General features: G+C 35.4%; 20 protein-coding genes. 16 read left to right on the forward strand and 4 right to left on the reverse strand.

Going from position 1 to position 24032, the window contains the following annotated elements:
* Nucleotides 1-165 precede the first annotated feature (165 nt).
* The 4 genes from PSH54_RS07725 to PSH54_RS07740 all read right to left on the reverse strand — a co-directional run bounded on the left by PSH54_RS07725 (nt 166) and on the right by PSH54_RS07740 (nt 4785).
* Nucleotides 166-1473: an O-antigen ligase family protein gene (locus tag PSH54_RS07725; protein ID WP_273605852.1), complete on the reverse strand. Its 1308-nt coding sequence runs from the start codon at nt 1471-1473 to the stop codon at nt 166-168.
* A 97-nt stretch (nt 1474-1570) separates the two neighbouring features.
* The gene (locus tag PSH54_RS07730) at nt 1571-2080 is read right to left on the reverse strand and encodes a hypothetical protein (protein ID WP_273605853.1); all 510 of its coding nucleotides are present in this window, start codon (nt 2078-2080) and stop codon (nt 1571-1573) included.
* 22 nt (nt 2081-2102) lie between these two features.
* The gene (locus PSH54_RS07735) at nt 2103-4103 is read right to left on the reverse strand and encodes a bifunctional diguanylate cyclase/phosphodiesterase (protein ID WP_273605854.1); all 2001 of its coding nucleotides are present in this window, start codon (nt 4101-4103) and stop codon (nt 2103-2105) included.
* A 25-nt stretch (nt 4104-4128) separates the two neighbouring features.
* Nucleotides 4129-4785 (reverse strand): transglutaminase-like cysteine peptidase, encoded by a 657-nt coding sequence (locus tag PSH54_RS07740; RefSeq protein ID WP_273605855.1) that lies wholly within the window; start codon nt 4783-4785, stop codon nt 4129-4131.
* A gap of 296 nt (nt 4786-5081) precedes the next feature.
* Between PSH54_RS07740 and galU the strand changes: the two genes are divergently transcribed.
* The 16 genes from galU to PSH54_RS07820 all read left to right on the forward strand — a co-directional run bounded on the left by galU (nt 5082) and on the right by PSH54_RS07820 (nt 24020).
* Nucleotides 5082-5981, forward strand: a complete 900-nt coding sequence (gene galU, locus PSH54_RS07745; RefSeq protein WP_273605856.1) for a UTP--glucose-1-phosphate uridylyltransferase GalU — start codon at nt 5082-5084, stop codon at nt 5979-5981.
* A gap of 43 nt (nt 5982-6024) precedes the next feature.
* Nucleotides 6025-6936, forward strand: coding sequence for a glycosyltransferase (locus tag PSH54_RS07750; RefSeq protein ID WP_273605857.1), 912 nt, complete (start codon nt 6025-6027; stop codon nt 6934-6936).
* Nucleotides 6917-8149 (forward strand): O-antigen ligase family protein, encoded by a 1233-nt coding sequence (locus PSH54_RS07755; RefSeq protein WP_273605858.1) that lies wholly within the window; start codon nt 6917-6919, stop codon nt 8147-8149. The genes PSH54_RS07750 and PSH54_RS07755 overlap by 20 nt, the downstream gene beginning before the upstream one ends.
* The gene (locus PSH54_RS07760) at nt 8142-9200 is read left to right on the forward strand and encodes an acyltransferase family protein (protein ID WP_273605859.1); all 1059 of its coding nucleotides are present in this window, start codon (nt 8142-8144) and stop codon (nt 9198-9200) included. Before PSH54_RS07755 ends, PSH54_RS07760 begins: the two co-directional genes overlap by 8 nt.
* A complete protein-coding gene (locus PSH54_RS07765) occupies nt 9197-10309 on the forward strand; it encodes a glycosyltransferase family 4 protein (protein ID WP_273605860.1) in 1113 nt (370 codons plus the stop codon). The genes PSH54_RS07760 and PSH54_RS07765 overlap by 4 nt, the downstream gene beginning before the upstream one ends.
* The gene (locus tag PSH54_RS07770; RefSeq protein WP_273605861.1) at nt 10309-11472 is read left to right on the forward strand and encodes a glycosyltransferase; all 1164 of its coding nucleotides are present in this window, start codon (nt 10309-10311) and stop codon (nt 11470-11472) included. Before PSH54_RS07765 ends, PSH54_RS07770 begins: the two co-directional genes overlap by 1 nt.
* Entirely contained in the window at nt 11469-12518 is a 1050-nt protein-coding gene (locus tag PSH54_RS07775; protein WP_273605862.1) for an acyltransferase family protein, read from the forward strand. The genes PSH54_RS07770 and PSH54_RS07775 overlap by 4 nt, the downstream gene beginning before the upstream one ends.
* 215 nt (nt 12519-12733) lie before the next feature.
* Entirely contained in the window at nt 12734-13729 is a 996-nt protein-coding gene (locus tag PSH54_RS07780) for a glycosyltransferase (RefSeq protein ID WP_273605863.1), read from the forward strand.
* A gap of 3 nt (nt 13730-13732) precedes the next feature.
* Nucleotides 13733-15190: an oligosaccharide flippase family protein gene (locus tag PSH54_RS07785; RefSeq protein ID WP_273605864.1), complete on the forward strand. Its 1458-nt coding sequence runs from the start codon at nt 13733-13735 to the stop codon at nt 15188-15190.
* Nucleotide 15191: 1 nt separating this feature from the next.
* Nucleotides 15192-16595 (forward strand): mannose-1-phosphate guanylyltransferase/mannose-6-phosphate isomerase, encoded by a 1404-nt coding sequence (locus PSH54_RS07790; protein WP_273605865.1) that lies wholly within the window; start codon nt 15192-15194, stop codon nt 16593-16595.
* Nucleotides 16596-16630: 35 nt separating this feature from the next.
* Nucleotides 16631-18043, forward strand: a complete 1413-nt coding sequence (locus tag PSH54_RS07795; protein WP_337946981.1) for a phosphomannomutase — start codon at nt 16631-16633, stop codon at nt 18041-18043.
* 26 nt (nt 18044-18069) lie between these two features.
* The gene (locus PSH54_RS07800; RefSeq protein WP_273605866.1) at nt 18070-18468 is read left to right on the forward strand and encodes a 3-phosphoshikimate 1-carboxyvinyltransferase; all 399 of its coding nucleotides are present in this window, start codon (nt 18070-18072) and stop codon (nt 18466-18468) included.
* A 202-nt stretch (nt 18469-18670) separates the two neighbouring features.
* Nucleotides 18671-20074 (forward strand): undecaprenyl-phosphate glucose phosphotransferase, encoded by a 1404-nt coding sequence (locus tag PSH54_RS07805; protein ID WP_273605867.1) that lies wholly within the window; start codon nt 18671-18673, stop codon nt 20072-20074.
* On the forward strand, nt 20058-21272 hold the full coding sequence (locus PSH54_RS07810; protein ID WP_273589702.1) for an outer membrane beta-barrel protein: 1215 nt from the start codon (nt 20058-20060) through the stop codon (nt 21270-21272). Before PSH54_RS07805 ends, PSH54_RS07810 begins: the two co-directional genes overlap by 17 nt.
* Nucleotides 21272-21790 carry a polysaccharide biosynthesis/export family protein gene (locus PSH54_RS07815; protein WP_138685184.1) on the forward strand — a complete coding sequence of 173 codons (519 nt, stop codon included), beginning with the start codon at nt 21272-21274 and terminating at the stop codon, nt 21788-21790. The genes PSH54_RS07810 and PSH54_RS07815 overlap by 1 nt, the downstream gene beginning before the upstream one ends.
* A 22-nt stretch (nt 21791-21812) precedes the next feature.
* Complete coding sequence (locus PSH54_RS07820; protein WP_273605868.1) at nt 21813-24020, forward strand: GumC family protein; 2208 nt, start codon at nt 21813-21815, stop codon at nt 24018-24020.
* The last annotated feature ends 12 nt before the right edge of the window (nt 24021-24032 follow it).

Consider the following 24032-nt stretch of genomic DNA (forward strand, 5'->3'; position numbering starts at 1 on the left):
TAAGCGTCTCTAGACCTCTTTGTGAAAAAGTAACTTAAGCTAATTGCACAAAGAGAAGTGAATGAGTAGTAAATGAGAAGATATAACCAATCCTGGCATTTTGTTTATCACGAATCTAAAGCGGAGCGTCTCTAAACCTCTTTGTGCAAATATTTTTAAAAATAGCTATTTAAAATCACGCCCTCGCTTAACAACTATTTTATTACTTAAAATCGCCAAACATAATATAGCCATAAACAACATTGAGTTAGCGCCTGCTTGGAGCGAATAATCTACCGAAGAATGCAGCAGCATATCTACAATAGCGATAGCACAGCCAAAAGCCACGCCCTGAAATAACGCTGTTTTGCGCTTTCTCATTGTCTGAATACATAACCATAAGCAATATAAAATAAGCGCCCCTAAAGCTGATGTTACGGGTATGCCTAGCTCTACAGTAAATTGAATATAGTCGTTATGAGCATTATCGTAATAGCCAGAGTACGGCTCAGATTGATACGCAGGGAAGGCTGTATAAAACGTACCGCCACCTGAACCCAATAAAGGCTTGTCGAGTATTAACGGGATTGAATCACGAACTACTTCATCACGTGTTTCAGATTGAATACTGGTTTCGCTTATACGTTGCTTTACTTTTTCTACATCAAATATTGCACCAATAATGATCAAATCAATTATAAAAAAGCTAATAATAAGTAACTTAAACGCTTTAGGTTTTTTATTGTAAACAAACAAAGCCAACAAGCTAACAGCCATTAGTGCTATAAAAAAGGCTGAATTACCCATTCGACTACGCGTTAAAATTAGCGCAATAATTATAATAATTAACGATATACGCAAAATTATTTTTGAGCTTAATAAAATCTCAGTCCAGGCGCGCAAAGTTTGTTTAAATGTAAGGTCACTTGTATGACTACCTCGCTTTAATTCACTCACTAATACACCAATACCCAAACATAAACATAGCGCTAAATAGTTAGCTAAAAAGTTAGAGTAAGTAAACGTACCTATGGCGCGTTGCGTGTGCCTATATCCAAAAATAGGGCTAAGCATGTCAGGCGAAAGATTTAGGTAAGTCGCATACAAAGCCTGAAAAACACCCGCTGCAATAATGGTATAAATAAGCTTTTTTATACGCTCACTATTATTGCAATAAATAAATATAAGCCAACAAAAGCAAACCATAAAGCTCGTTTTCAACAGCATTTGTTTTGTTTGAAAGGGGTCTAAACTCACAGTAAAAAATTGCAAAGTACACATAGCGCATACTAATAATAAAGCAGAAATAATGGGTAAAGAATAGCGAGGAGGGTACAACGCTTGGTTATTTACAGCGCTATTAACTAGGTGAAAAACAAAGGTTATACAAATTAAAATACCCATTGCCATAATGGCCCAGGGTCGGTAGCTACCTAAAGGAAGGGGCAGCAAAAAAACAATTGCACACAGCAAAAAAAATATAAAACGATTCACAGCTTTCTCAAAAAAAACGAGCTAATAGTTAAACAATAGTGTTTAAAGTAAAAACGCAGCCATTAGGCTGCGTTTGTATTATAAAACTAATTATTATTTAGTTGCCAACTTCAGAAATACCAGCGTCACCACCGGTACCGCCAGCGCCTTGAGGAACGGTTGTTGTAGGCAAGGTTACAATTACAGGGCCAGCTGGTGCTGTAGGCTCTGTAGGACCAGCTGCTGTTGCTTCTGACGCAATAGTTGCATCAACTCCAGCCGTTATTGCAGCAAGCGTTACAGCATCGCTATCAACACCTGCAGCAACAAGCGCAGCTAAAAAGTCAGCAATTAGCGGGCTTTCTGCACCAATTGCATCTACAACTACCGTCATCATAGAATCAACTTGTGCGGGGGTACAGACGGTACATACACCGTTTATAGCAGTAACTAAGTCGGCTTTTAATTGTTCAGGCGCTGTTTCCGCAGTGGCATTATTTAAAACGTTAACTAAATTAGCCATGCCTTCAGTTTGAACTACTGCATCTGTGTCCGTTTGTGCATAAGCAGGTAAAACTGTAAGTACTGATGCGCCAGCAAATAAGCTAGCTAAAATAAGTGATTTCATCTCTGATCCCTTGGTTGAATATCTAATTACAAAATTTTAGCGTATCGGTGCAAAAAGTAAACTCTTTATTTGCGCCATTATTACTAGTTTTAATGACTTTAGAAGGCGGCATAATTAAATTGCCTTGTACACCATCGCAGCCCAAGCTTTCAAGTACCTTTAATGTTTCAGGTTTTTCTATTAAACAGGCTAAAACTTTAATACCAAAGCCATGGCAAATATTATTAACTGTTTGAATAAAAAATTGGCTTTGGCTGTTATCTAATAAGTCTTGTATGTAGCTACCGTCTATTTTTACATACTCAATATCTAGCCCTTGTAAATACCTAAAGGAGGTAAGGCTAGTACCAAAATGTTCAATACACACATTAATGCCTATGTCTTTTATTATGTCTATATGTTGCGAGGCAATATGAACATTATAAAGCAAGCTAATCTCGTGTAGTTCAAATAACAAGTTAGTTTTTATAACAGGCTTTGTATGTGAATAAAGCGTTAGCCATTCAATAAAATCAGTTGAATACAAAGACGCCTTACTCAAGTTAAGTGCAAATACATCGTTTGGGTGTTGTTCTTTTACATTTACAAAATTACGTATTATTTTTTTATCAAGCTCTTCAGTTAAGTTGAGTTTTTCAGCCATAGCAAATAAATGCCCATTATTAACTTTTTCTCCTTCAAAAATAAAATGAGCAAACACCTCAAAATAACATTGTTTATTTTGTGAGTTAGCACGCTTCACTGGTTGGACTGAAAAACTCACTTCGCCAGAGGCCAAAATAGACTGAATAAGCGAGCGCCACTGATTAACACTAAATAAAGTGTCTTTGTCTACCTTAGTGTTTGTATCACCAATTGTGCAGCCCGTATCTAACGCTGATAATACGCGCCCTACGGGCATTCCTTTTTGTACACTTACCAACGCAAAGTTAGCAAAGCCATTAACATGCAAACTATTTTTTTGCTGGCTAAATGCATCAGTAATTTCAAGGCGAGTTCTATTCAAAAAGTCACTATCGTAGGGCGCAAGGGCAATAAAAGTACTGCCATTTAACCTAAACACTTTTGCATTAGTAAGCTCGCCAAACCTGGTTTTGAGTATGTTTGCCACTTCGTTTACGTGTTCATCACCGTCTTGATAACTTACCGTTTTATTAATATTTGCAAGCGAGGGCAGGGTAATCATCATTGCGGTAATAGGCGTCTCGTCACTTATAGAATCAACTACCGAGTTAAAATGGTTATCAAACGACTTTCGGTTACCCAAACCAGTCAAAGGGTCTATATATACTTCTTCGGTAAGGGCTTGTGTTTGCTTAGTAAGTGAGTCAAACGTACTTTGCAGGTTCATAACCATATTATTAATTGCTTTTGTAACGGTGCGCAGCTCGCGCGCGACAGGTATTTCATCGTTGAGCGTAAAGCGTTTACGTGTAACTAGGTGGGCTTGGTTTTCTACAGCTCTAAGTGGTTTAAACACCGCGCGTAGTATTAAAAATGCAATAGCCAGTGACGCTATTAATAACAAAAACGACCCATAAAAGCTGCGTTTAGTATGTTCCCAAAGGGTTAGATACGATTGCCCAACATGGCTTGTTACTTCAAGCGTACCTGCCATGATCCAACCATTGTTTAGCTCGGACTGTCTACTTGGTGCGTTTAGTTTAACTGCACTTATAAACCAATTAGGTACCGATTCAACACGCTTAGGGTTTACAAGTTCGAAAATCACCTCAGCTTGGGCATTAGTAAACTTTATTTGCTTATAATAACCGGAGTCAAAAATGGCCGTTGCCATTGTTTGAGCAATCATTATGCTGTCTTCTTCAAGGTAGGGGGAAATAGAAAGCCCTAAACTTGTGGCGGTGTCTTGGGCATGGCTGCCCATTTGCGTTTGTAAATACTGGCGAGTGGTATCTACATCGGTAAGTACCCGAACACAAAATGAAATTAATGAAATGACTATAATTAATCCATAAACTTGCGTTTTTAAGCTCAAGCCATTTTTAAAAAAAGACGACATAACTAATAGTTCCTTTAGCGTTATTCTATATGGGAGCAAGCTCACCTTGTTCAATTCGTTCTAGCATGGTGTTCCAAGCTGATACACCACGGCTGTTTTTTACTTTATTACCCAGGCCTTTCGATTTTGCTAACCACAAACCTTGGCCATTAAAACTATAAATAGGGGTTAAATCGCGGCGTTTGTTGGCGGGCAGTAGTTTAGTATTAAAGTTACCTAAAACATAAGGAATTTGATTTGGGTTTTCAATGTATATAAGCACCATATGAGGTTGATTAACCGTTTTTTGCCTAACATACATTAATCGTATTTTATCCTCAGGCACGCCCAATGCCATTAAAGTAAAATATTTGGCAATTACGTAGTCTTCACAATCGCCCATGCCAATACCCAAACTTTCGAGCGGGGTCGCCCAATAGTCTTTTTGATGCCATAGGTCTTCGTCGCTTTTATACTTAATATGTTTATTAAAAAAATCATTAACTAAATGAATTTTTTGCCATTCACTTTTATCTGCAGATTCATCTATAAAATTTAACCAATTTTTTATACGTGTATGGCCTTCACTGCCATATTGTTTTTGCGCACGAGCAATTATATCGCTGTTGCGTAAATACATAAGCATATCTTGCGCGCATACAAAAAACGAAATCACTAATACTATGCAAAGCCCTAAACGCACACACGTTCCTTTAATCAAGTATTCCCTAATAATAAAACAAGCCTAGTATAGTATTGTTAGCATTAAAAAGGTAGATCACATAAAAGCATGAGAATCACTAAAACAGTGCGCTACAGGCTAACTTGGTGCAACATAAATTTAACAAAAAAACAATATTAAAGGACGCTTTTTTTATTGAGTACATTGTTGTGGTGTGTATAATAATAACCTCACACGGTATGTGAAGTACGCTAGACGGAATTAGGCTTTTGCTTGTTCTTTTTTACGTGTTTTACTAGATAAAAAAAGGATTTAGAGTGAAAGTTTTAAAAGCTGTATTACCTGTTGCTGGCCTTGGTACACGTATGTTGCCGGCTACAAAAGCCATCCCTAAAGAAATGCTACCTCTGGTAGACAAGCCTCTTATCCAATATGTAGTTAACGAAGCCGTTGCGGCAGGTATTAAAGAAATCGTACTGGTTACTCACGCCTCTAAAAATTCAATAGAAAATCACTTTGATACTAGCTTTGAGCTGGAAGCCACGTTAGAAGCACGCGTTAAGCGTAGCTTGTTAGAAGAAGTACGCTCAATAGTACCAAAAGACGTAACTGTTATTTCTGTTCGTCAATCTGCGCCCCTTGGTTTAGGGCATGCAGTACTTGCAGCGCGGCCTATAGTCGGCAATAACCCGTTTGCCGTAATGTTACCCGACGTAATAATCGACAAATATAAGTCAAATCCAAAAACCGACAATTTAAGCCAAATGATCGAACGCTTTGATAAAACAGGTCATAACCAGGTGATGGTAGAGCCCGTGCCGCAAGAGCAGGTGCATCAATATGGTGTAGTAGATTTAGCCGGTAAAAATATAAATGCCGGCGAAAATGCGGCTATTAAAAATATGGTCGAAAAGCCAAATAACGATGAAGCGCCAAGCAACTTAGCCATAACAGGGCGCTATGTTGTGTCTCCAACTATCTGGGATTTGCTCGAATACACGCCTCCAGGTGCGGGCGACGAGATACAGCTTACTGATGCTTTACTTCAGTTACGCCACTTAGAAACACTAGAAGCTTACCATTTGGTGGGTAAATCACATGACTGCGGTTCTAAATTAGGCTATATGATGGCAAACGTCGAATATGCTATGCAGTCAAAACACATGGGCGAAGAGTTTACTAGAAGAGTTAGTGAATTACTCATTAAAGTTAATTGATTTAATAAGTATGTTATCAATAGAGAAATAGGAAGTGTGATTTATGTTGGTTTCTGTTTGTATGTGTACTTATAAGCGTATCCACTTATATAAAACCTTAGAGAGTATTAATGAATTAGTATTGCCAAAAAATATAACACTAGAAGTTATTGTTGTAGATAATGATGCAGAGCGCTCAGCAGAAAAAATTGTTGCCGATAGTAAAAATGGCTTTAAGTATCCAATTAAATATATAAGCCAACCTTATAAAAATATATCTGTAGCAAGAAATGAATATTTAAAAGCTGCAAAGGGTGAGTATATAGCTTCGATAGATGATGATGAAGTCGCAGATAAGTTTTGGTTAATGCATCTATTGGCAGCCGCTGAAAAACATGATGCTAGCGTTGTTTTTGGGCGAATTAATTCTATTTATGTAAAAAGCTGCCCTGAATGGATTTCAGATGGGGGATATTTTGATAGAGCTCAATATGAAACTGGTACTAAAGTAAGCAGTGGTGGTACCGGTTGTACGTTAACACGGCGAAGTGCATTAATTGAAACCGGGTTTACTTTCGATTTAGAGTATGGCTCCACGGGTGGAGAAGACGCTGATTTGTTTTATAGGCTCTACAAACAAAACTATAATCTCATTATATGTAATGAAGCTTTTGTTAGTGAAGAAGTAGAGATTGAACGATTAAATGAAAAGTTTTTAATAAAAAAAGCAATAAGAATAGGTCAAACATTCTCACGATATAGATTTGGGAATAATATAAGCTTAAAAGATAAATCGATATTTATTATAAAATCCATCCTTAAAATAGTAACTTTTTCTACTTTGGTTATTATTAACCTACCTTTTGGTAAGAAAATTTATTTTAAACCACTATTAAAAATGCTTGATAATTTTGGAAAGGTTTCTTATTTCTTTGACCTTAAAAAGGTTGAGCTATATGGAAATAATTGTGAATAGTTGTCTTGATTTTATTAGTAAGTACGGTTTTTTATTAGTCCTTATTTTTTGTTTTGGTGGTTTTTCTCCCGCGCTATACCCTAAAGTAGGAATGATGGACTTAGATTTAACTAATCGTATAGATAGTAAGTCCGGAAGCAATATGTTCAAGCAGCTTTTTTGGATTTCACTATTTTTCTTTTATCTTCTAAATTTTTATTTTGATAAAAGTAGAATATTTATAAAAAGATATTTTAATAATGCTGTAATAGCATTTAGTTTGGTTATATCTATTTCATTTGTTTCAATGCTTTGGTCATCATTTCCAAGTTACGTATTCAAACGTACTTTTTTTCAGCTGATTTTTATAACTGTGTGTATACTTTCTTTTTATTTTAGTTACAAGAAAAAAAATGTTGCTCATTGTATAGAGTTATGCCTCTATTACATGTTATTTCTTATTCTGTTGACTTTAATAATGGGCTGGGGATTAACAGCTGATCTCTCGTTAGCCGGATATGAGAAAGGTAAAAACATATTAGGTATGAACTTAGTAGTTATTTTTATTTTGTACACTTATTTTTGCAATACTAAGTCAGATAAAAATAGATTTGTTATTTTTTCTACTTTATTGGCATTAGTAATTCTAACTCAAAGCAAGACATGTTTATTATTGCTCATTATTTTTTTTATATTTATTCAAATAAAACAAAAATATATAAGAATAATTAATTTTTCACTATTATCTTTAATTGCTTTTATTTTTATAGTTGTTCCATGTGTGACCTATTATGCAAATTCTTATATGCATATAGGGCTTTATGTAGAGCCTGAATTTATTACTGGTAGGGGGTATATATGGGATACTATCTACTATGATTTAAACTTTTATAAAAATATATTTTTAGGTTATGGATATGCAAGTTATTTTGGTACTCCAGAAATTCCATATTTTTTTGATGACTCTCATAGTTTTCTTAGGTATATAACTTCTTCACATAATGGCTACCTGGACTTACTTATTCAATTTGGCTTGCTATCTATTTTGGTCACTTTATTATTTGCTTTTATAGCTAGAAATATTAAGGGACGAGTGGGGAATGCTGCGATAACAATAATTATTTTGCACAATATTACTGAGGCATCATTTTATAGAGACAATACGGTTATTTGGATGCTGTTTTTGATGGTAGTAGCCTTCTCTTTGGTTAAAAAGGTAAAAATAAGTGAATAGAATAACATGGTTAGATACATCCAGAGGTTTAGCAATTGTTTTGTTAATACTTGTTCATTACGTGGGTGCATTGGAAACCCGTGGTTTTATATCTTATGAAGCTATGAATCTAGTAAAAGCTTTTCTGAGAGTTGCAACGCCATACTTTATAATGATTTTTGGGTTTACTTTTGCAGTTGCATATAAAACAAAAATTAATAGCTTCAGAGATGTTTTAGTTATACTAAAGAGGTTAAGAAAAAACTTATTGTTGGTGTTTATAGCAAGAGAAATTATTGCTGTAACTGCTGTGTTTAGATATGGGAACTATAAAACAGATCTAGTTGATGTGCTCTTATACAAAAACTTTTCACAATCAGGAGAAATCTTAACTTTTTATTTTTTTGCTATATTACTTGCTCCGTTAGCAATGCTGCTTATTAATAAAGTAAAGAGTTCTATATTTTTATTCAGTGCATTCTCTTTATATATAATTAGTTATACTATCGGTTATAACTTTAGTAGCTCTGATAATGGTTTATTATTTAGGTTTCTATTTTTCGATGTATATGCATTCTTCCCCTTTTTCTCTTTAGCAATGGTTTCAATGTATTTATATACTTTGTACTCTTCTTTGAATAGCGATTATCAACGTGTGAAAACTTTTTTATTAATTGGTTCTACGTTATTTATAATTAGTCTCATTTTGTTGTTTGGGTTATATGAAGATGTAGTTGTTGCATTAGCTACAGCAAAACTGAAGTCACCACCTCAAATCTTGTATATGGTTTTATACTCAGGTGAAGCAATATTATTAACGATTTTTGTTTGTGTTTTGAAGTATAAAAACCTTCTACCAATTATAAATAATCGTTTATTACCGTTATTAGGCAGAAACTCACTTTTAGCTTACGTAGGGCATTATTTTTTGTTTCTAGCAGGTCCTATCGCTTTTATAGTTTTGGATGAGCGAACAGCTATAGGTGAGCTAATAATTTTCTTATCTCTTGTTACTTTACTTATAACTGTTATAACAACCAGAGATAATTTTAAAACTAAAGGATTAAAATGAAAGTTGCAATAATACATGATTGGTTAGTCGTAAACGGTGGAGCTGAAAAAGTTCTAAAGGAGTTAATAGATATATACCCACAAGCAAACGTGTATACCTTAGTTGACTTTTTACCTGAAGAAGATAGAAATTGGCTTGGCAATACTAATGTAACAACGTCATTTATTCAGCGTCTGCCGTTTGCTCAAAAAAAGTATAGGAACTATTTTCCTTTGTTTCCAATTGCTATTGAGCAGTTTGACTTATCGGGTTATGACTTAGTTATCTCTTCTAGTTACTCTGCTGCAAAAGGTGTTATTACCGGGCCTGAACAGCTACACCTTAGTTATTGCCACTCTCCAGCTCGCTATGCGTGGGATATGCAAGAGCAATATCTAAGAGAAAGTGGTATGAGTAGTGGTGTTAAGTCTATTATTGCACGTTATTTTTTGCATAAATTTAGAATTTGGGATGTGAGAACAGCGAATGGCGTTGATAAATTTGTTGCCAATTCATCCTTTATAAAAAAGCGTATTAATAAATGCTACAGAAGAGAGGCTGATGTTATTTACCCCCCTGTAGATATTAAAAAGTTTACGATAGAAACAAATAAAGAGGATTTTTATTTAGCGGCTTCGCGTTTAGTACCTTATAAGCGCTTAGATTTAATTGCAGAAGCTTTCGTTAAAATGCCATCAAAAAAATTAAAAATAATTGGCGATGGTCCACAAATGCAAAAAATTAAAGAAATTGTAGGCGATGCAGAAAATATCGAATTGCTGGGCTATCAATCTGATGAAGTCATGTTACACAACATGCAAAAAGCAAAGGCTTTTGTATTCGCAGCAGAGGAAGACTTTGGAATTATACCTGTGGAAGCACAAGCTTGTGGTACCCCTGTAATTGCTTTTGGAAAGGGTGGATGCTTGGAAACTGTTAAAAACAACGTGAGTGGTATCCACTTTAAGGAACAGACAGCGAGCTGTATTATTGAGGCTGTAACTCAATTCGAATCACAGATAGAGCAATTTTCAGCAGAAGAAGTCAGGCTAAACGCAGAAAAGTTTTCCTGTTCAGCTTTTAAGATGAATGTAAAAAGCTTGATAGAAAAAGCGATGTTGGATTTGTAATGAAGATATTGCATGTTCATCAAGATTACCCCGATGGAAGAAATTACCCATCTACATTAGCAGTATCAAACTTGCTAGATGGGGTAAAAAAATTCGAGCCAAGTTTAGAGCATTATGTACTTTCTATTAATAGAACCTCAAACCCTTTTAAAGTTTCTATAAAAAAGTTTGATCAGGGTCTATCAGTTATTTATTGGGCATTACCAGTACCATTCGTTTATAGGCCCATAATTTATATTTGGTCTTTAATTCTATTTTACTTTATTAAAAAAAATAAGTTTAGTTTAGTGCATGGCCATAAACTTACCACAGAAGGAATGTTTACCTATTATCTAGCCAATAAATTGAAAGTACCGTATGTTTTATCTGTTAGGGGGGGGTCCGATACACACAATATAAAAAGGTTGCCTGATTGTAAGAGTATATTTTCTAAAATTTATAGAAACTCAAAGGTGATTTTTTATGTAAGCCCTTGGTGTAAAGGATTTGTCGAGAGTGAACTTAGATATAAGCACCCAACTACGTTAGATTTACCTAATATTTGTCAGTTTAGCTTACATACTTCTAATTCTATTGATGTATGCTCTAGGCAGGGCTACGTAACTATTTTAAGCTTTCATCAATATAAAAGAAAAGGGCTTGAGCAACTGCTAACCGCAATAAAAAAATTAAAAGATGGAGGAGTAGCTCTAAATTTAACTGTTATAGGTAGTGGTGATAACGAATATGTTGAAAAAGTAAAGAAGCTCATTAACGGTTTATCTCTAGCGAATGAAGTCAGTTTGACAGGTTCTATAAGTCAAAAAGATGTATTGAAAATACTAAAGCAATCAAGAGCCTTTTTACTACCATCTAAAAATGAAACTTTTGGAATGACTTATGTAGAATCGCTAGCTAGTGGGTGTCCTATTCTGTATTTAGAAAATACTGGAATAGACGGACATTTGGAATGCGTAAATGCGGGGGTTAAAATACCAGATAACGACGTTGATAACATTGAAAAGTCTCTTTTTAAGTTTGAAAACGAATATTCATCGATAAAAAAAGGGGTGGAATTAATATTAGATAGCCACTACCTAAAGAAATTTACAGAAGAAAAAATTTCTGAAAATTATACACACGTTTTAAGAAGCATCACCGAGTTAGAAAAGGAGTTCCTATGAAAGGTAAAATGGAGTTTTTACAAAATTTAAGAGGCTGCGCTGCACTATTAGTGTTAATAGGCCACTTTTTGGATATGTATGTAAAGCATAACAATTCCACTATTTATTTCTCTGGTATAACGGGTTTTGTTAATTCATTTGAATTAGGGCGAGTTGGTGTAATTGTATTTTTTTTAATTACAGGGTTTGTTGTACCTTTTAGCCTACAGAGTAAACAGGGTAATTTTGTCATAAGACAATTTTTAAAACGTATAGCTTTTAGGTTGTACCCAGCATTTTGGTTTTCTATATTTGTTGCTTTAATTGTTGCATATGGGGTTGGTATTAATATTGACTCTTTAGAGCAGGTAGTAGCTAACTTTACCATGATTCCAAAGTATCTAGGGTATGAAAGTGTTCAAGGTGCGTATTGGACGCTTCATTTACTAGTAGTATTTTATATGGGTACTGCAGCATTATATTATCTTGGTTATCTTAAATGCTTAAAGGTAAGGTCCTTTGTTTTATTTGCCTTTTGTTTAGTTGCCGTGCTTTTTGCGTTTTTACGATTTAATTACGGTGTTCGGGTACCTATAGTAATGCCACTAGGCCTTGCTACTATGGTGCTTGGGTCAATTATCCGCTCTCACTTTGAAAGTGAAGGTTTTAATTTAAAAAATTTAGCAATTATATGCTGTGTTTATTTTATATGTTTGTACCTAGCACAAATAATGTATTACAAAGAAGGATGGGTACGTTGGTTTTTTCCATATTTTTTTGGTGTTGTGCTTTTTGTAGCTTTTATTTATAAAATTAGGTTTTCTAACTCTTTTTTAAATTTTTTTGGCAAGATTAGTTACTCTTGTTATCTACTACATATGTTAGCGCTGGCTTTAGTATTTAATTTTATGCGAAATAGTGCTTATAGTTTCACAGGTATTGTTTACTCTTTTATTTTAAGTCTTTTACTTACATTGTTTTTATCTTTTCTTTCTTATTATTTTTTTGAAAAACTCCCAGGGGAACTTCAAAAAAAACTGTATAAGTATAAGCAAGGAGCTTTATAATTATGAAATCTCCCCCCCTCCCTCTAAAGCTTGTTTTTTCTGAGGGTGATAAATTTAAATCTGTAATAATTGATTTATATACTTAATTAGCTCTACCTCAAACTTTTTGTGTGTTTGAGCCTCTATAGGTAACTACTTCGCTTCTGGATCGCACCATTTTCTTCGGGCGTAACAATTATGTGGCTGATTAATAATAGTATGGTTAAAGGATTGTCATGAATAAAAAAGTTTTAGTTATAGCTTCAGCGGGTGGGCACTTAACACAAGCTATGTGTGCTACAAGCCAGTGTGATGAAATAGTACTTGTTTCAAATAAAGTAAATATTAAAAAAGATAATATTTCAAAAATATATAAGATTATAGACACGCAAAAAAATACTTTTATACATATTTTTAATGTTTTTTTTGCTCTGTATGTTTTATTGAAAGAAAGGCCTGCTGCTGTATTTAGTACTGGGGGGCCTATCGCGTTACCTTTTGCATTGGTTTGTAAAGTTTTTTCTTTAAAGTTTATATACTTAGATACTTTATCTCGAGTTGTCGAACTTTCTAATACTGGCAAGTTAATAAAAAAATATAACTTGTATGATGAGTTTTATAGTCAATGGAAGAATGTAGCGTCTAAAAGTAATACTAAGTATATAGGTAAGTGCTTTGATATATTATCTGAAAATAATTATAAACCAGTAACCGAAGCGGTTGAAGGCAGGCCAATTATTTTGGTAACCGTAGGTACAAGTCAGTACGACTTTGATCGTTTGTTCGAAATGCTTTACAAGCAACCTTTGTACAATAATGACCAAGTGCGTTGGGTTATTCAGGCTGGGCACAATAGATTAAAGCACTCACCTGCAAATGGTAAAGTTGTTGATATGATCACTCGTTCTGAGATGGAACAACTAGTAAAAAGCGCCAGCTTGGTGATTAGCCACTGTGGTATTGGTAGTATTAATCAGATGCTTGCGTATCAAAAAAAGGTGCTGTTTGTACCGAGAGTAAGTAAGTTTAATGAATTTTCAGACGACCATCAGTTGCAGATAGCAAATGAAATTAGCAGTAAAATTTTTACAGTACTAATGCCTGAACAAGATATGCCTACAATTACATTGAGTGAATTGCTTGATAGAAAGATTGTTACATCGCCTGTCGATACAACAAACTATAAAATGGCTAATGAATTAAAGAACGTACTTTTTGAGCTTAAGTCATAATTTATGAGTAATTTGAGCAATAAGTTAAATCAGGCGATACTAAAAAGTTTAGCAGGGAAATATAGTTTATATATTTTTCAGATAATTTCTTTAGCTATATTATCAAGGCTTTATACTCCTCAAATGTTTGGTGTTTTAGCGGCTGTAACAGTATTAATCTTATTTTTTCAGTTGATTGCTACTTCAGGCCTAGGCCCTGCGGTAATATATGCCAAGAGCATTTCAATTGACCAGCGCGATGGTATTTTCACTGCTAGCTTTATTATAGGTACTGTTGGAGCTTTACTTTTTTATATTTTTACGCCCTATCTAATGGGCTGGTTAGAAATTGAAAATTTATCCTATATTAATCTAGTTTTGGCGTTTAATATTTTGTTTTCTGCGTTATCAATGCTCCCATTAGCTAGCTTGCAAAAAGATACACAGTTTTTATTAATTGCAAGAGCTGAAATATTAGCTGAATTGCTATCATTAGCTGTGGCTGTGGTTATGTATTACCAAGGATTTGGGGCTTTAGGCTTAGTTAGTAAGCTAATGGTTGTACCTGTTATAAGGTTTGTTTTTTATCATTTTTCTTCTACAAAATCTTCAATTGGCAAAGCTCATTTTGGGAAAGATATAAAAGCGATATGTACATTGTTTGCAGTAGCTAAGTACCAGTTGGCATTTAATATTCTTAACTTTTTTTCTCGTAACTTAGATACCATACTTATAACGAAATATTTTGGTGCGGTTGCCGTAGGGTTTTACGAAAAATCTTATCAGGTAATGCGTTATCCATTGCAGTTATTTACCTTTGCTATTACACCCGCTTTACAGCCCATTTTGACGGAGCACAAGGATAATCCTTTTATTGTAATGAAGGAGTTTTACCGTATAGCTATTAAACTAGCCTGCCTAGGGCTTTTTACCTCTATGGTATTGTATTGGTCTGCTGCAGATATAGTATTAATACTTTTTGGCCCACAGTGGGAAAGTACAGTTTATATCTTAAAAGTTTTGTCTGTTACCATACCATTACAAATGGTATTAAGTGCTACTGGTGGTATATTTCAAGCTTTTGGGGCAACAAAAGAAATGTTTTATTGTGGTCTTTTTTCATCCTCAGCAAATGTTTGCGCTATTGTACTAGGTGTTCTTTCTGGCGATTTGCTTACCCTATGTACATTTTTAGCAGTCTCTTTTACATTAAATTATTTACAATGTTTTTATGTGCTTCATAAGTATTTATTTAAAAGTTACCCTATTAAACAATTTTTAATTCTCACGACTCTAATTATAACTTGCTACTTAAACTTGCTGAACAATGCGACTTTAAGTGATGCATTGGGTAAAGATTACTTTGATGCCTTTTTAAATTGTTTAATTACAAGCCTAATATTTTTTACCATTGTTACTTTACTATTTTTAACTATTTCAAGATTAGGTCTGCTAGAAGTAAGACCGTCAAATAAGGACTAAGATGATTTTACCTATAATAATGGCAGGAGGCTCAGGCACACGTTTATGGCCACTTTCTCGCGGGAACTACCCTAAGCAATTTTTATCATTAAATGGTGATAAAACTATGTTACAAGACACACTTGCCCGTTTAGATGGGATAAGTCATTCTCCTGCAATGCTTATCTGTAACGAAGAGCATAGATTTATTGCTGCAGAGCAAGTTCGTCAGTTAGGCGTAGAACACTCAGGGATTTTTTTAGAGCCAGTAGGGCGCAATACTGCTCCTGCTATAGCTTTGGCTGCTTTTAAAGCAGTTGAAAACAATGAGGACCCTCTATTGCTTGTTTTGGCCGCTGATCACGTTATAGAAGATATTTCAGCTTTTCAAGCAAGTGTAGAGCAGGCATCGATACTTGCTAAGCAAGGTAAGCTAGTTACATTTGGTATTACAGGTAACAAACCTGAAACAGGATATGGTTATATTAAACGAGGTGCTCCCCACCAAACCGGTTTTGTTGTTGATAGTTTTGTTGAAAAACCAGATTTAGCTACTGCTGAAGCTTATATAGAAAGTGGTGAGTATTACTGGAATAGCGGCATGTTTTTATTTAAAGCCAGCCGATATTTAAATGAGTTAAAGGCATTTAGACCGGACATTTATAGCGCATGTGAACAAGCTATGCAGGTACAAAACGATGATATGGACTTCGTTCGTGTAGATAAAAAAGCATTTGAATCGTGCCCTGATGAATCCATTGATTATGCCGTAATGGAGAAAACTAAAGACGCTGTGGTCGTTCCAATGGATGCGGGTTGGAGTGATGTGGGCGGGTTTGCCGCTTTATGGGAAGTTTCTGACCAAGATGAAAATGGCAATGCATTCAATGGCGATGTAAAAGCTGTAGATACAACAAACACTTTAGTATTTGCTGATGAGAAATTAGTAGCTACTGTAGGTGTTGAAGACTTAGTTATTATTAATACTAAAGACGCAGTTTTAGTGGCTCATAAAAATGAATCTCAAAAAGTTAAAGAAATAGTCAATAAGTTAAAAAATGAAAACAGATCTGAGGTTACATTTCATCGTGAAGTTTTTAGACCTTGGGGTAAATACGACTCTGTAGATTGTGGAGAACGTTTTCAGGTTAAACGTATTACGGTAAAGCCTGGCGCTAAATTATCAGTACAAATGCATCATCATAGAGCTGAACACTGGATTGTAGTTTCTGGTACTGCAAAGGTTCACTTGGATGGTACGGAGCAGTACCTAACTGAAAATGAGTCTGTATATATTCCTATTACATCTGTTCATGCATTAGAAAACCCAGGGAAGGTCGATTTAGAATTAATTGAAGTTCAATCCGGCTCTTACTTAGGTGAAGATGATATTGTCCGTTTTGAAGACCGCTATGGTCGTTCTTAACATACAAGAAATAGTATTTAGGTTAAGAGGGTATAATGGATAGTTCTACAATTATTAAACAAAGCGGGATTGAATTTGGTACATCAGGCGCTAGGGGTTTAGTTACAAGCTTTACTAATGAGGTCTGTTTTGCATTCACTCTGGCTTTCATAAATACGCAAGATGACGTTAAACGCATAGCTATTGCTATAGATAATCGCCCTAGTAGTTCAGCAATGGCGGGAGCTTGTATAAGTGCAGCCAAATCAGCAGGTGTTGAGGTAGAATATTATGGGGTTTTGCCAACACCTGCACTAGCTTTTACAGCTCAGTGCGCAAAAATACCTGCAATAATGGTAACAGGTAGTCACATTCCTTTTGATAGGAATGGGCTTAAATTTTATACAAAGCAGGGCGAAATAACCAAACAAGATGAAGTTGCAATAACAACATGTTCAACCCAAGTTGATAAAATTGAATTGCAACCACTGCCCTTAGTTGATAGTTCTGCTTTTGATAGTTATATAGCTCGATACTTACATGTTTTCTCAAGCAATTTATTGAGTAATAAGAGGATTGGCATTTATCAGCATTCAAGCGCCGGCAGAAAGTTATATCCTCAGTTATTTAGTGCGTTAGGCGCTGAGGTGGTTTGCCTTGGTTATAGCGACGAATTTGTGCCAATAGATACAGAAGCTGTAGCTGAATCTGATAGAGAGCAAGCAAAAAAATGGGCAGCAGAATTTAATTTAGATGCTATTTTTTCTACGGATGGTGATGGAGATCGCCCTCTTTTAGCTGATGAAAATGGTGTGTACTTTACAGGTGATATTTTATGTATGTTAGCAGCCAAAAGTCTAGGTGTAGAGGCTTTGGCAGTTCCTGTAAGTTGTACCACTAGTATTGAGCAATCACACTTTTTTAAAAAGGTGGAACGCACTAAAATTGGCTCACCATATGTTATAGCGGCATTTAGTGGGCTCACCACTAAATTTAACGCCGTAGCAGGCTTTGAGGCGAATGGTGGTTTTTTACTTGCTTCATCTATTTATATTGAAGGAAATGAACTATTAGCTTTACCTACACGGGATGCTCTATTACCAGTATTAGCTGTGCTTAAATTAGCTGAGAGCTTACCACTATCTGAATTATATAATGGATTGCCTTCACGAGTTACGTTTAGTGATAGATTGAAGAATATAGAGAGACCAGTAAGTAATTCAATTATTGAAAATGGTAAATTAAACCCTAATAAATTAGTTGAGGAATTAAATCTAGAGTTTTTACATTTAGATTCACACGATGATACAGATGGTTTACGCCTAACTTTTAGCAATGAAGATGTTGTTCACTTAAGGCCATCCGGAAATGCGCCAGAGCTACGTTGCTATACAGAAAGTACAACTTTAGCTAAAGCAAAGAAATTATGTGAACTTACTTTAAAGTCAATTTCTTCACGTATCGCATAATAAACGGATAGTCGGGAGTTGATACTATGGCTAAAATAACAAGTGATCCTGCTGTACGCAGTTTACTGAACAGAATGCCTGAGGAAGTACAAGAAAGCTTTACTGAAGAACAATTAGTTCATCTAAAAATTGCTATAGGAGCTAGGCAATGGGGACGCCATTCCATAGACTCTAGAGGTGTGGTTAAGTTTTTTAAATATAGGTATTACTTTGTTTTTTTAGCCGGTAGAAATAGACGTGAACTTAATGAAAACGAAAAAAAGGTTGCGTGGATCTTTCAAGTAGTTTTCATCAGTATATTAACTCTTATATTTATTATTGTAATGGCTTTAATTTTGTACCTAATTAAATCTGCTTTAGGTATTAATCTATTTGATGATTTCTCTTTAGGAATATGGCATTCATTTAAAAGCTTGTTTGTTTAATTAAACGGTTATGCTTAATAAAGTTTACACGCGTTTGCATTTGTTTATTTGTAGTTATTAACTGGTTAGATAATGTTTTGTTGTTTAAAATTAAAATACAGGTATTGCGAACTAGGTTGAATGAACTTAGAGGCTAAGGTAGAATTACCTTAGTTTAGTGATACTAAATTTATATATAAAGATATCTATAGGGATACATAGTATGACATCTTCACGGACGTTTAAGCCAACAGGCTCGTCTGATGCGAATTTTTATCGATTGTTTGATATTTTTGCGTTGTTTATAGCCTTTCAGTGTTCTGCTTTATTTTACAATTTAAATTTGACCCCAATTTATATGGTCTCTGTTTTAACAGTTGGGCTAAGCTTTTTGTATTGTGCAGAAATATTTTCTGCTTATCGCTCTTGGCGTGCTGGTAAATTTAGAACCATGGTTTTGTGTGCTTGGGGAGCTTTATTTGCTGCCTTCGCTGTTTTATTTTGTGTGTCGTTTGTTTTTAAGTTTACGGGTGAGCTTTCTCGTATTGGTTTAGGTTTATGGTTTTTACTTAGCTTTGCTTTTATGTATAGCTGGAGGCTAGTTACTTATTTATTTAAACGAAATAGAAGAAAGCTTGGAATAAACTTACGAAATGTTGCCATTGTTGGTGCAACAGAGTCTGCTGTTCATTTATACAACGAAATTAATAAAAATGATGAGTTGGGGTTTAAGTTTTTAGGCTTTTATGACGACCGTAAACCAGAACGATTATTCGAAAATTCAACCAAACATGATGTTGCAGGTAAAATTCAGGACGCTGTTAATGCTGCCCGAAAAGGGGAAATTGGCGTTTTATATATTGCCCTACCTATGAAAGCGGATAAGCGCATTGCTGAAATATTATTACAATTGGGTGATACCACAGTAGATGTACATATTATCCCAGACTTTTTAATGTCTAACCTAATACACGCACGAATAGAGCACGTTGGAGAACTTGATACGCTAAGCGTATTTGAATCCCCATTTATTGGTGCACGAGAATTTATAAAGCGCACTGAGGATATAATTGTTGCCTCTTTAATTTTAATATTGATTTCGCCCATTTTAATTGCTATTGCATTTGCTGTTAAATTTACATCTAAAGGGCCGGTTATTTTTAAACAAGACAGGTATGGCCTTGATGGACGTAAAATTAAGGTATGGAAGTTTCGTTCAATGACCGTTACTGAAAACAGTGCGGTTGTGACTCAAGCTAAAAAGAATGATGCACGTATTACTCCTTTAGGCGGTTTTTTGCGACGTACTAGCCTTGATGAATTACCGCAATTTATAAATGTTTTAAAAGGCGATATGTCGATAGTTGGACCAAGGCCTCACGCTGTTGCACATAATGAAGAATACCGTAAAAAAGTAGAGTTTTATATGTTACGCCATAAAGCTAAACCAGGTATTACTGGTTGGGCACAAATTAATGGCTGGCGTGGCGAAACCGATACATTGGACAAAATGGAAAAACGTGTAGAGTTTGACCTGCATTATATTAAACATTGGTCGTTGTGGTTTGATGTTAAAATTATTTTTATGACAATTTTTAAGGGATTTAAAAATGCAAATGCATACTAAAAAACTTGTACCACTTAGCGCTTTACTTAGCGTTGTTATAGCTGCCCCTGCAGCTGCTAATTTAAAGCCTGGTAGTATTATGACTAAAGATGGGGCTGAAATCACCCCCACTTTACAAACTGGTATTAGTAGTAACAATAACTTTTTTAGCACCCCCGATGATGAAGAGTCGCGATTAATTTGGACAATTACTCCTAATGTTAAAGCGGTAATTGATGATGGCCCAGATAGCTATAGTCTAGATTTGGGTACTAGTAGCTCGTTACACAATAAAGATGCTACAGATAACTTTACGCAAGTTAATATAGGTGCGGGTGTTCATAAAGAATTTACAAGCCAACATAGGTTAGATGTTAATGGTGACGCCGATTGGCTATATGAACCACGCGGTAGTGGCATAACTGAAGGCCTTGGGGATGTAGTTAACGAACTTGTAAAGTATCAACAACAAAATGTTTTAGCGCGTTATGAATATGGCGCACAAAGTTCAAAAGCGCAAGTGGCTTTAAGTGCTGGTTTTTTTAGTAAAAAATACCAAAGTTTTAGAGAAGTATCTCAGTACCGAGACTATGATAAATCGTTAATAGGGGTAACAGGTTATTATAATACCCAAGCTGCCACTCGTACCTTTTTGGAAGTTAAACAAGAGAATTATCGTTACGATGTATTAGCTAGTAGTGGTATTTCGCGTGACAGCGATGATGTAAAAGTACTAGCAGGTATGGAGTGGGAGGCAACGGCTGTTACTTCTGGTTCGTTTAAAGTGGGTTATCAAAGCAAAGACTTTGAATCGAGTCAGCGTGAAAATTTTAGTGGTATAAGCTGGGAAGCAGCGATTAATTGGCAGCCGCTTAGTTACTCTACAGTTCAGTTTATGACTAGTCGCGCAGCAAAAGACCCGTTAGTACAGGGCGATTACATTAAAGAAAGTGTTTATGGTGTTAATTGGACTCATAACTGGAGTGAATACTTAAGTTCGCTTGCGAGTGCAAGTTACACAGATGAGCAATATACAGGTGACGTTGGCCGTAAAGATAAAACTAAAAACTTACGTTTGGGGCTTAACTACGTGGCTAGTAATTTCGGTATGGTTTCTACGTATGTAGATTTTATGGATAAAAACTCTACACAAGATGCAATTGAGTTTGACCGCGTAATAGTCGGTGTTAACTTTACTTTTGCGTTAAAGGCTAATTAATGAAGTATATTTTTAGTTTAACGCTGCTTGTATTTAGCAGTATTTGTTTTGCTCAATCTGCGCAAAGTTATGTATTAGGAGCAGGTGATAAGGTTGAAATTAAAGTATTTGGTCAACCAGATTTAGAAGTTACTGCATTACTAGGTAATAGTGGTGAGGTTAATTACCCATTTTTAGGTAAAGTTAAACTTGCAGGTTTAAACACCTCAGAGGTTGAACAGGTCATCACCGAGGGGCTAAAGCCCGATTATTTAGTAAACCCTAATGTTTATGTACAAGTTATAGAATACAGACCTTTTTACATACATGGCGAGGTTGAAAACCCTGGGGCTTATCCTTACCAACCCGCGATGACAGTTAACCAAGCTATAGCTCTTGCTGGCGGTTTAACTGAGCGAGCATCTGTAGATAAAATTTTTATATTTAAAGAGCAAACAAAACAGCAGCAACAAAAAGGTAGTTTAAATAGCCAAATTGCGGCGGGCGATACTATAAAAATTGAACAACGCTTGTTTTAAGCAGTTTACAAGGCAGTATTTAATGAACCAAATGAACGATAACATAAACAATAATGAAGAAATAATAGACTTTAGTGCCTACCTTAATGTGCTTAAACGTTCTAAGTGGCGCATATTAGGTTTTGCAACCGTGGTTACTTTATTAACTATTATGGTTACCCTTACTTTAGTGCCTAAGTATGTTGCAACAGCTACATTACTTATAGAAGCAGAGCAAGCTAAAGCAGTTAGTTTTGAGGAAATATACGGATTAGACTCTAACCAAAAAGAGTATTACTTGACCCAGTTTGAGGTAATTAAGTCTGATAGTATAGCTCGTGAGGTGATCAGAAAACTTGACTTAAGAAGTCATACGGATTTTATTGCTAAACCTTCTCCTGTCAGTGAAGTGAAAACGGCAATTAAATCGTACTTGCCTTTTTTAAATAAAAAAGAAACGGCGGTATATTCTGCTGAAGAAAAAGCTGAGCGTGAAATGCTTGGCTTATTATCTGCTTTTAAATCTCGACTTTCAGTTTCACCCATTCGTAAAACCCAATTAGTTAGGGTGAGCTTTGAATCGAGCGACCCAAAATTAGCTGCACTTGTAGCAAATACAGTAGGCGAAGTTTACATAGAAAGCCAAATGCGTGCAAAAATGGGTATAACGCAACAAGCATCTAGCTGGTTAAATACGCGTTTATCTCAGCTTCGTGTTCAGTTAGATGACTCTGAAGTACGCTTGCAAGCCTACCGTGAACAGCAAAAATTAGTTGATATTGAAGGGATAGCGGGTCTAGCAACACAAGAGCTTGAGCAGATATCACAACAGTTAGTAGTAGCACGTAACGAAAAAAATAACCTTGAAAGCATTAACCGTGTTATCAGTGAGTATGGTAATAACAATTTAGAACTTTTAGGCAGTATGCCAGAAATCACTTCCCATAAAGTGATACAGGATGTAAAGCGTGAGGTAATACTCGTTGAACGTAAATTAAGTGACTTGAGTGAAGTTTATGGTCCTAAACACCCTAAAATAATTTCTGCGAAGGCTGAACTTGCTACTGTAAAAAATAATTTAAATAAGCAAATAAAAGGCCTTATTACCGGCATCGAAAAAGAGTTAAACCGTATAACACGTACTGTGACTGCGCTCGAACGTGATTTGGCTAAAATACGTGCTGAGTATCAAGATATTACGCGTAAAGAAACTAAATATAATCAGCTTAAACGTGAAGTTGAAACTAATCGTAATATATTTAATACGTTCTTATCACGTTCTAAAGAAACCGAAGTAACAAGTGACTTTAGTTCTGCAGCTGCACGCTTTACTGATCGTGCATTTGCTCCTAAAGATCCAGCTAAGCCAAATAAAAAGCTGATAATTGTACTTGCTTTTGTTGTAAGTTTTGGTTTTGCAGTTGTAATGAGCTTTGTATTTGATGCTTTAAACGATACCGTTAAAACTAAAAACGATGTAGAGGGTAAGCTTGCACAGCGCATGCTAGGCTTATTACCTAATGTGCCGATGCCGAAAAAGAGCGTATTTCCTATACATGCTTACCTTGACGATAACTACAGGCGTTTTGCAGAGTCTGTTCGTACATTCCGTACTAGTTTATTATTAACGCAATTAGATCGCGATCATAAAGTTATTGCAGTTACATCAAGCTCTCCAGGTGAAGGTAAAACGACTACTTCAGCTAATTTAGCTATGTCGCTTGCACAAATGGGTAAGGTATTATTAATTGATGCAGATTTGCGTAAACCAAGCATAGCAAAGCGCTTTGATATACCTGTGTTCCACCCTGGGCTAAGTAATTTAATTATAGGTACTGAGCAGTTTAGTGAGTGTGTTCATGTAGATGGGCAGTCTGGTGTTGCTATTATGCCTAGTGGGCAAATTCCTGGTAACCCGTTAGAGCTCTTATCTAGCTCACGCTTTAACGAAGTGCTCGATGTTTTAAAAACGAAGTACGATCATATAATAATTGATACCCCTCCAACTCAGGCTGTGAGTGATGCACTTGTTATTTCACAAGGTGCTGACTCAGTTATTTATGTAGTTAAATCGGACGTTACCCGTATTAAACCAATAAAAGCCGGAATAGAGCGACTCTTTGAGTCTAAGGCGCATGTAGCAGGTATTGTACTTAATAAAGTTGATATGAGTAAAAGTAAGGATGAGCACAGTCACGGATACTATGATTATTACGATTACTCTCAAAAGCCTGAGCAACCAACTTCTTAGTTGCTAATAACC

This window comes from Pseudoalteromonas sp. Angola-30 (assembly GCF_028599215.1).
Lineage (GTDB): Bacteria > Pseudomonadota > Gammaproteobacteria > Enterobacterales > Alteromonadaceae > Pseudoalteromonas > Pseudoalteromonas atlantica.

Coding starts and splice junctions, on each gene's coding strand:
- PSH54_RS07730 (WP_273605853.1), bottom strand. CDS start 2,080: ATGAAATCACTTATTTTAGCTAGCTTATTTGCTGGCGCATCAGTACTT.
- PSH54_RS07735 (WP_273605854.1), bottom strand. CDS start 4,103: ATGTCGTCTTTTTTTAAAAATGGCTTGAGCTTAAAAACGCAAGTTTAT.
- PSH54_RS07750 (WP_273605857.1), top strand. CDS start 6,025: ATGTTGGTTTCTGTTTGTATGTGTACTTATAAGCGTATCCACTTATAT.
- PSH54_RS07755 (WP_273605858.1), top strand. CDS start 6,917: ATGGAAATAATTGTGAATAGTTGTCTTGATTTTATTAGTAAGTACGGT.
- PSH54_RS07765 (WP_273605860.1), top strand. CDS start 9,197: ATGAAAGTTGCAATAATACATGATTGGTTAGTCGTAAACGGTGGAGCT.
- PSH54_RS07770 (WP_273605861.1), top strand. CDS start 10,309: ATGAAGATATTGCATGTTCATCAAGATTACCCCGATGGAAGAAATTAC.
- PSH54_RS07775 (WP_273605862.1), top strand. CDS start 11,469: ATGAAAGGTAAAATGGAGTTTTTACAAAATTTAAGAGGCTGCGCTGCA.
- PSH54_RS07780 (WP_273605863.1), top strand. CDS start 12,734: ATGAATAAAAAAGTTTTAGTTATAGCTTCAGCGGGTGGGCACTTAACA.
- PSH54_RS07785 (WP_273605864.1), top strand. CDS start 13,733: ATGAGTAATTTGAGCAATAAGTTAAATCAGGCGATACTAAAAAGTTTA.
- PSH54_RS07790 (WP_273605865.1), top strand. CDS start 15,192: ATGATTTTACCTATAATAATGGCAGGAGGCTCAGGCACACGTTTATGG.
- PSH54_RS07795 (WP_337946981.1), top strand. CDS start 16,631: ATGGATAGTTCTACAATTATTAAACAAAGCGGGATTGAATTTGGTACA.
- PSH54_RS07800 (WP_273605866.1), top strand. CDS start 18,070: ATGGCTAAAATAACAAGTGATCCTGCTGTACGCAGTTTACTGAACAGA.
- PSH54_RS07805 (WP_273605867.1), top strand. CDS start 18,671: ATGACATCTTCACGGACGTTTAAGCCAACAGGCTCGTCTGATGCGAAT.
- PSH54_RS07810 (WP_273589702.1), top strand. CDS start 20,058: ATGCAAATGCATACTAAAAAACTTGTACCACTTAGCGCTTTACTTAGC.
- PSH54_RS07815 (WP_138685184.1), top strand. CDS start 21,272: ATGAAGTATATTTTTAGTTTAACGCTGCTTGTATTTAGCAGTATTTGT.
- PSH54_RS07820 (WP_273605868.1), top strand. CDS start 21,813: ATGAACCAAATGAACGATAACATAAACAATAATGAAGAAATAATAGAC.